Genomic DNA, 7,237 nt, shown 5'->3' on the forward strand with positions numbered 1-7,237 from the left:
GAGCTGCCCGTGCGCCGCGTGCGTGCGGTGGTCGAGCAGGCGGCCGACAGCGTCATCCAGCATGTCGGCCGCGCCTTGGGTGCGACCCCCTTCTGCCGCACTGGCCACTTCGCGCGCCTGAGCGCCGACCTGCCCGTTTTCCTGCGCCAGAGCCACGCTGAACGCGACCTGGCCGCCCTGGGCCAGCAGGTCGCCCACCTTGCAGCCGGAGACTGGCCATTATGAGCATCGATTCGCAGTACTTTGCCGACCTCTACGCCGACAACGAGGACCCGTGGGCCTTTCGCACCCGTTGGTACGAACGGCGCAAGCGCGAACTGATTCTGGCCTGCCTGCCGCGTCAGCGTTTTGCCTGTATCTATGAGCCGGCCTGCGCCAATGGCGAGCTCAGCGCACTGCTGGCCCAGCGCTGCGACCGGCTGGTCTGCCAGGACCTCGACCGTACCGCGGTGGACCTTGCCCGTCAGCGCCTGCAGGGCCTGGCGCACGTCAGCGTGGCGCAGGCGCAACTGCCGGCCGATTGGCCGGACCAGCGCTTTGACCTGATCGTGCTCAGCGAAGTGGGCTACTACCTGACGGTGGACGCCTGGCGGGAGGTCATCGAGCGGGCGCGGCGCAGCCTCACCGATGACGGCGGACTGCTCGCCTGTCACTGGCGCCACGCCATCGAAGGCTGCCCGCAGGATGGCCCGCAGGTGCAGGCGGCCTTGGCCGAGCACCTGGGGCTGCATCGGGTCATCCTGCATGAAGAGGCTGACTTCCAGCTGGCGTACTGGTGCCGCCAGGCGCGCGCCATCGACCTTGAGGAGACCTGCCAATGATTGCCGTGGTGATTCCTGCACACAACGAAGCCCGCCGGCTTGGCCATTGCCTGCGGGCGGTCCAGGTGGCCGCCGCGCACGCGCAGGCCCAGGGCCACCGGGTCGAGATTCTGGTGGTGCTGGACCGCTGCCAGGACGGCACCGCAGCGGTGGCCATGCGCCATGGCGTCGCCACCCTGACGGTGGATGCCGGCAATGTCGGCCTGGCGCGTCAGGCCGGTGCCCGGCACATGCTTGAACGCGGCGCACACTGGCTGGCCTGCACCGATGCCGACAGCAAGGTGCCGCCGCACTGGCTGTGCTGGCAGATGCAATGCGCCGCCGACGCCGTGTGCGGCACGGTCCACATCGAACGCTGGCAGCCGTGGCAGACCGCAGCCATACGCGCGCTGTACCGCAGCCGCTATGAGGCACGTGAAGGCCATCGGCACATTCATGGCGCCAACCTCGGCGTTTGCGCGCAGGCCTATGAACGGGTCGGCGGCTTCCAGCCCCTGGCTGCCCACGAGGATGTGCACCTGGTGCAGGCCCTGCAGGCCAGCGGCGCACAGATCGTCTGGACCGCGCGCAACAGCGTCGCAACCAGCAGCCGCGCCGATGCGCGCGCGCGTGAGGGGTTCGGCGACTACTTGATCAGCCTGCAGGCAACCGGCGCGGCGCACAGTGTCTCGACGCAGGGAGCGCTCTGAGCGCGCGTTGCCTGCATTGGGTGCCTGTCTGGCCTGTCCTGGCTCAGCGCAGTGAACGGTGCGAACGCAGCGAACACAACGCCCCGCTCAGGTCAGCGCCGCCACCGCGTCGATCTCCACCAGCATGCCGTCCAGCGCCAGCCGGGGCACGGGAATCAGGGTGCAGGTCGGTTTCGGCGCATGCCCCCAGGCCTGCCCGGCCACCTCGACCCACTCAGCCAGACGCGCCTGGCTGTGATCGACGATCAACAGCGTCAGCTTGCAAACGTGTTCCAGGCCCGCGCCCTGCGCGGCGAGCGCCGTGTGCAGATTGCTCAGAGCCTGACGCGCCTGCTCGGCAAACAACGTCGACAACTGTCCGTCAGGCCCTTCTCCACCTTGCCCGGCGATGAACAGCAAGCGGCTGCCTGCGCGGACCTCGGCGACATGCGAGTAGGCATTGGGGGTAGGGTCGTAAAGGCCTGGCGGGTTGGACAGGTTGAAGGCGGCTATGGCGGTCATCATGGGTGCGCTCATGGGGGAGAGAGAACGCGGGAGTCTCCGACCTCAAGCAAGCTTGAGGTCAAGCGGCCATTGGCGTGATTGCCGTGAACACGGCGCCAAGGGCGGCAGCGACTGGGTTAACGCAGATTTCACGCCAGCGACTGTTGCGCAGCTCACAGGGCCTGCGCCAGCGGCGGGTTCATCCGTGGCGGGCTGCGCAGCAGCCCTTTGGATGAGCACTAGCGAAGGTGTCGGACTATTTCTCTTCCATCACATCGCGGCCTTTCACGGCGCGTGGGCCTTTGACCAGCCAGCCCACCAGGCCCAGGATCGGCGCCCAGACCACGAAGACGACCCACAGCATCTTGCGTTCGGCGCGGCGGTCGCTGCCGATGATGTTCCAGATGGCCCAGATGTCCAGCAGGATGACCACAGCAGCAATGATGATCCAGATCGTTCCGATTTCCATAGACGTTCTCCCGATGAGCAAGTAGTACGTTCGGTCACTGCCAACGGCAAGGGTTCCATAGAAAAGTGTAGCGGCGAGCGAAGTTGCCGCCAGCAGGCATGCTTTTGTCGCGCATGCCTGCGTCGGGCGCCGTGTCGCGTAACGGCTCAGTGACGAGACGCCTTCTCCAGCGCTGCCTTCAGCGCCTGTGCGCTGGCGAAGGTCTGCTGCGACTGCACCATGCCCTGTTCCAGTTGCAGCCACAGGACCTGACCCTCGGCAGCCGGGTAGCGGCCGGCGACCTGACCGTCGCGATCGAGCATCACTCGGTAGCTGTAGTCGCGCATCGCGGGCACGGCGAACAGCTTGCTGATCAGCGCGGGCATGCGCTGGATGTCGGCGACGAACACGACATCGCGCGCTTCCAGGTAACCCTTGCTCTGCTCGGCGAGCGCGGCCTTGACCAGCTTGCCGCCGTCCATGTCATGCGCCACCAGCAGAATGCGCGTGTCGTTACCCAGGGTGTAGGTCTGGTCGTGCTGATCGTGCAGCGTCCAAGGGGCAATGTGCTCTCCGGTGTCGACGGCGTGAGCCATCAGGGGCAACAGGCACAAGAGCAAGGCAGGCAGGGCTTTCATTGGGAGGTGCTCCGGGATGATCGGGCTGCCAGCATACTCTCGATACGCCGCCCAGGTGGTCGCCAGCGCCATGGCATCTGCCAGTGTTGTCTTTCCCTGACGGCACACGCACACTCACGCCGTCACGTGCCAGCGGAGTCCAGAGTGGCCACACCTCGTCAGTTCAGCAAAAAGGCCAGCACCAGCAACATGCTGCGGCTCAAGTCCGGCGTCACCGATGAGCAGGCCCCCTACCGGGTCGCGTTCGTCTTGCTCGAGCATTTTTCAATGGCCAGCTTTACCGTGGCCATGGACGTGCTGGTGACTGCCAACCTGCTGCGTGCTGACAGCTTCAGCTTCACGCCGCTTTCGCTGACCGGCGACCGCGTGCTCTCCGATCTGGGCCTTGAGCTGATCGCCACGCCCCTGCAGCCGCGCGCCCTGGACGGGCTAGACCTGATCATGGTGTGCGGTGGCCTGCGCACGTTGCTCAAATACCCAGAACTCGACCGCCTGCTGCAAGATGGCATGGAACACGGCCGGGCGCTGGGCGGGCTGTGGAACGGCGCGTGGTTCCTGGGCCGTGCCGGCGTGCTTGGCGACTACGGTTGCAGCATCCACCCCGAACAACGCGCCAGCCTCGCCGAGCGCAGCCCGCAAACGCGCATCACGCCTTCCAGCTTTACCCTCGATCGTGACCGCCTCACCGCCGCCAGCCCCAACGGCGCCATGGAACTGATGCTGGGCCTGGTGCGGCGGCTGCATGGCGATGCGCTGGCCGAAGGCGTTGAGGAAATCCTCTCGTTCTCCGGCGCACGCTACCGCCAGGTCGGGCCGGGGGCGAAGAAGTCCATGAGCTTGCACCTGCGCACCATCGTCGAGCTGATGGAAAACAACCTGGAAGAAACCCTCAGCCTCGATCAGCTCGCCGCCTACAGCGGGCGCTCGCGGCGCCAGATCGACCGGCTGTTCCAGGCCCAGCTCGGCACCTCGCCGCGGCGCTATTACATGGAGCTGCGAATCACCAAGAGCCGACGTCTGCTGCAGTACTCCGACCTGTCGGTGATGGACGTCGCGGTGGCCTGTGGCTTCGTTTCGGTGTCGCACTTCAGCAAGTGCTACGCGGCCTATTTCGGCTACCCGCCCTCACGCGAGCAACGCCTGGGCGAGTGAGCGCCGCGCGCGCTGATCGATGCCCATCGAGGTGCGGTGTCGAGGTTGTAGGCGCCCTGCAAAGCGCGCCTCGGGCGACGTCCAGCGCGGCAGCGGTGACGCCGGCGCGTCACTCGATCGTCGACTCGACCCGCTGGGCCTGATGCGCGGTCACCCACCGCTGCAAATCGGCTGCCGGCATCGGCCTGCCGAGCAGATAGCCCTGGCCCTGGTCACACCCGGCTTCCCGCAGAAACGCATACTGCCCCGGCGTCTCGATGCCTTCGGCGGTGATGCGAAAGCCCAGCGCGTGACCCAGGTCGATGATGGCTCGGGCGATAGCCACCGCGTCGGGATCTCCAGGCAGGTCCTTGACGAACGCGCGGTCGATCTTCAGGTGATCGATGGGCAAGGCGCGCAGATACGCCAGTGACGAATAGCCGGTGCCGAAGTCGTCCACCGCGGTTGCCACGCCCAGCGCCTGCAAGCGCTCGAGCACCGCAAAGGCTTGCTGCTGGCTCTCCATCAACACGCTTTCAGTGATTTCCACTTCCAGCAGCGTGGCGGCCAGCCCGTGTCTGGCGAGCGCATTGCGCAAAGTGGCCACGTAGTCACTGCGCTCGATTTCCAGCGCCGCGACGTTGATCGCCAAGGTCCCCGGCAGGCAGTCGGCATCCCGCCATTGCGCCAGCTGCGCGCAGGCCAGGGCCAGCACGTGTTCGCCCAGCGGGATGATCAACCCGGTGCGCTCGGCCAACGGAATGAACTCGGCCGGCGAAATCAGCCCGCGCTCGGGGTCACGCCAACGCACCAGCGCCTCCACCCCCTCCAGCCGACCGTCATCGAGCGCCAGCTTGGGCTGGTACCACAGCTCGAACTCATTGCACAGCAAGGCCCGGCGCAGGTTGCGCTCGAGTTCCAGCATCTGCTGCAGACGCTCGGTCATGTCCGGATGATAGGTGCGCCAGCCATTGCGCCCGCCCTCCTTGGCCGCATACATCGCGGTGTCGGCATGGCGCAGCAAGCTGTCGAACTCCACACCGTGCTGCGGATACCAGGCCAGCCCTATGCTGCCGGTAATCAGCGTGGCGGTGCCATTGAGGTCGAACGGGCGTTGCAAGCCCGCCAGCAGCGCCTGCACCCGCGCCATGATCGGCCCCTGGTTGCCGCGCAGCATGAAGGCGAATTCGTCGCCGCCCAGGCGGCACAGCGAGTCGTCGCTGGCCAGCGATTCCAGCAGACGCTGCGCTGCCTGCTGCAGCAGCAGGTCGCCCATGGCATGGCCCAGACTGTCGTTGACCTGCTTGAAGCCATCGATGTCGAGCATCAGCACCGCCAGGCCATGGCCCTGCTCGATCGCCGCTGTCAATTGCTGCTGGAACAGCACCCGGCTGGGCAGGCCGGTGATGACATCGAAATGCGCCAGTCGCTCCAGCTTGGCCTGCGACTCGCCCAGCGCCAGGTTGCGCTCGGCCAGTAGCCGCTGGCCGCGGGTCAGTTGCATCACGAACAGACTGAACAGCAAGGTGCAGCCCAGCGCCAGCAAAAACAACGGCGAGCGGAACGGATTGGCTGCCGGCCAGCCCCCCAGCGGTGCTGCGACCAACTGCCAGGTGCCGCCCGGCACTTCCAGCAGCAGACTGGCCTTGGGCGACTCGAACCCCTTGGCCTCACCCCAGATCATTTCGCCGTCCGCACCGCGTGCATCGGCGCCGCGAATCGCCAGCTCGAAATCCTGGTAGGCGCTGAGCCCAGCCGCCCGCAACAGCCGGTCGACATCTGCCACCACCGACACAATGCCCCAGTAGAACTTCACCCCGCGCTTGCCATGAACGAACACCGGCCGCCGGTAGATCAGCGCGCAGCCACCGCCCTCACGCAGCAGAATCGGCCCGGCCAGCACCGCCTCACGCCGCTCGCGCGCCAGCTGCACCAGCGGGTACTGACCCGGCACGGCGCGCAGGTCGAGCCCCACCACCGCCTCATTACCACGCAGCGGAAACACGTCGCGTACCACATCATCCGGCGCCAGGGTGATGGTGCGCATATAAGGTGAGGCGCTCAGGGCCTCGCGGGCCATGCTCTGGAAGTGCACCGAACTGATCCGCCCATCGGCAATGATCAGTTGCGCCAGGCCTTCGGTCTCGCCGAACGTGGCGCGCAGCTGCGCTTGCAGCCCCGCCCCCAGTGCCGACAACCGCGCGTTGAGGGTGGCCAGGCGCTCGCTCTGGTCACGCTGGGTGTCCAGGTGGCCCAGCAGCAGTGACAACCCGACACCTGCTACGGCAAACGCCACCGGTAGCAAACGCTGCAAGCGGCTGCGGACGGCGGGCGGGGTGTGGGGATTGGGTGGCGTCGGGGTAGAGATACTCATAGGCCTGGCGATTGCTCGATTGCCTGTGTATCGGCCGAAGGGCGCAAATGTTGAGGGTGAATGATGCACGGGCTGCCAATCGCCGCCGTTGGGGGACGCTTCGCGACCGATCGCGGCTGAACTCGCTTCGACAGCGGCGCGAGACAACCTGATACGCGCGGTTGTGTGCGAGCGCGCCTGCCTCAGCCGACCCGCAACCGCCAGCCGTCATACCCGCTCAAGCGCAACTCCCCCAGCGGCAGCACGTCGATCCTGTGTGCTCCGGTCAGCGAACCGCCGAGCACATGCTGCAGTGCCATGCGCATCACCCAGGGGTGGGTCACCGCCAACCACTGCCCCGGCGCCAGGCCCTGCGCAAGCCAGTGCCCCACCCGCTCGTGCAACTGCACCAGGGACTCGCCGCCGTGGGGTGTCGTGTACGGATCGTCCAGCCAGGCCTGCAGGGCATCGGGGGCGTGCGCCTGCAGCTGTTTGAGCGTCAGCCCCTGCCACCGTCCCAGGTCGCAGTCAGCCAGTGCGGGGTCAGCCGTGGCATCAATGCCCAGCGCCTGTGCGGTTTCCCGCGCACGGCGTTCCGGCGCCACCAGGCACTGCATGCCGGGCGGCCACACACGCGCTGGCGGCTGCTGGCCCAGCGGATCGTCTGGCCGATG

8 protein-coding genes and 1 pseudogene are annotated in these 7,237 nt (G+C 66.9%); 4 read left to right on the forward strand and 5 right to left on the reverse strand.

Going from position 1 to position 7,237, the window contains the following annotated elements:
- The 3 genes and pseudogenes from RT028_RS19495 to RT028_RS19505 form a co-directional block, all read left to right on the forward strand.
- A pseudogene (locus RT028_RS19495) lies at positions 1-225 on the forward strand (acyl-CoA dehydrogenase); the annotation flags it as partial.
- Positions 222-821 (forward strand): class I SAM-dependent methyltransferase, encoded by a 600-nt coding sequence (locus RT028_RS19500; RefSeq protein ID WP_312937005.1) that lies wholly within the window; start codon positions 222-224, stop codon positions 819-821. The pseudogene RT028_RS19495 and the gene RT028_RS19500, both read left to right, overlap by 4 nt.
- Positions 818-1,510 (forward strand): glycosyltransferase, encoded by a 693-nt coding sequence (locus tag RT028_RS19505; protein ID WP_312937007.1) that lies wholly within the window; start codon positions 818-820, stop codon positions 1,508-1,510. The genes RT028_RS19500 and RT028_RS19505 overlap by 4 nt, the downstream gene beginning before the upstream one ends.
- An 87-nt stretch (positions 1,511-1,597) precedes the next feature.
- Here RT028_RS19505 and RT028_RS19510 read toward each other — a convergent pair whose 3' ends face one another.
- From RT028_RS19510 to RT028_RS19520, 3 genes are all read right to left on the reverse strand, one after another.
- A complete protein-coding gene (locus RT028_RS19510) occupies positions 1,598-2,011 on the reverse strand; it encodes a RidA family protein (protein WP_312937019.1) in 414 nt (137 codons plus the stop codon).
- 238 nt (positions 2,012-2,249) lie between these two features.
- Complete coding sequence (locus tag RT028_RS19515) at positions 2,250-2,462, reverse strand: PLD nuclease N-terminal domain-containing protein (RefSeq protein WP_312937009.1); 213 nt, start codon at positions 2,460-2,462, stop codon at positions 2,250-2,252.
- 146 nt (positions 2,463-2,608) lie between these two features.
- Complete coding sequence (locus tag RT028_RS19520; RefSeq protein WP_312937011.1) at positions 2,609-3,079, reverse strand: FAD/FMN-containing dehydrogenase; 471 nt, start codon at positions 3,077-3,079, stop codon at positions 2,609-2,611.
- 144 nt (positions 3,080-3,223) lie between these two features.
- On the opposite strand from RT028_RS19520, the gene RT028_RS19525 reads away from it, so the two are divergent.
- A complete protein-coding gene (locus RT028_RS19525; RefSeq protein ID WP_312937013.1) occupies positions 3,224-4,231 on the forward strand; it encodes a GlxA family transcriptional regulator in 1,008 nt (335 codons plus the stop codon).
- 109 nt (positions 4,232-4,340) lie between these two features.
- Here the strand turns inward: RT028_RS19525 and RT028_RS19530 are convergent, their stop codons facing one another.
- Together RT028_RS19530 and RT028_RS19535 are read right to left on the reverse strand one after the other, a co-directional pair.
- Positions 4,341-6,584, reverse strand: a complete 2,244-nt coding sequence (locus RT028_RS19530) for a putative bifunctional diguanylate cyclase/phosphodiesterase (protein ID WP_312937015.1) — start codon at positions 6,582-6,584, stop codon at positions 4,341-4,343.
- A gap of 182 nt (positions 6,585-6,766) precedes the next feature.
- On the reverse strand, positions 6,767-7,237 hold a 471-nt coding region (locus RT028_RS19535), incomplete at its 5' end, for a histidine phosphatase family protein (RefSeq protein ID WP_312937017.1).

The sequence above is a fragment of the Pseudomonas sp. genome, assembly GCF_032058845.1.
Lineage (GTDB): Bacteria > Pseudomonadota > Gammaproteobacteria > Pseudomonadales > Pseudomonadaceae > Aquipseudomonas.

Coding starts and splice junctions, on each gene's coding strand:
- RT028_RS19515 (WP_312937009.1), bottom strand. CDS start 2,462: ATGGAAATCGGAACGATCTGGATCATCATTGCTGCTGTGGTCATCCTG.
- RT028_RS19505 (WP_312937007.1), top strand. CDS start 818: ATGATTGCCGTGGTGATTCCTGCACACAACGAAGCCCGCCGGCTTGGC.
- RT028_RS19510 (WP_312937019.1), bottom strand. CDS start 2,011: ATGACCGCCATAGCCGCCTTCAACCTGTCCAACCCGCCAGGCCTTTAC.
- RT028_RS19500 (WP_312937005.1), top strand. CDS start 222: ATGAGCATCGATTCGCAGTACTTTGCCGACCTCTACGCCGACAACGAG.
- RT028_RS19520 (WP_312937011.1), bottom strand. CDS start 3,079: ATGAAAGCCCTGCCTGCCTTGCTCTTGTGCCTGTTGCCCCTGATGGCT.
- RT028_RS19530 (WP_312937015.1), bottom strand. CDS start 6,584: ATGAGTATCTCTACCCCGACGCCACCCAATCCCCACACCCCGCCCGCC.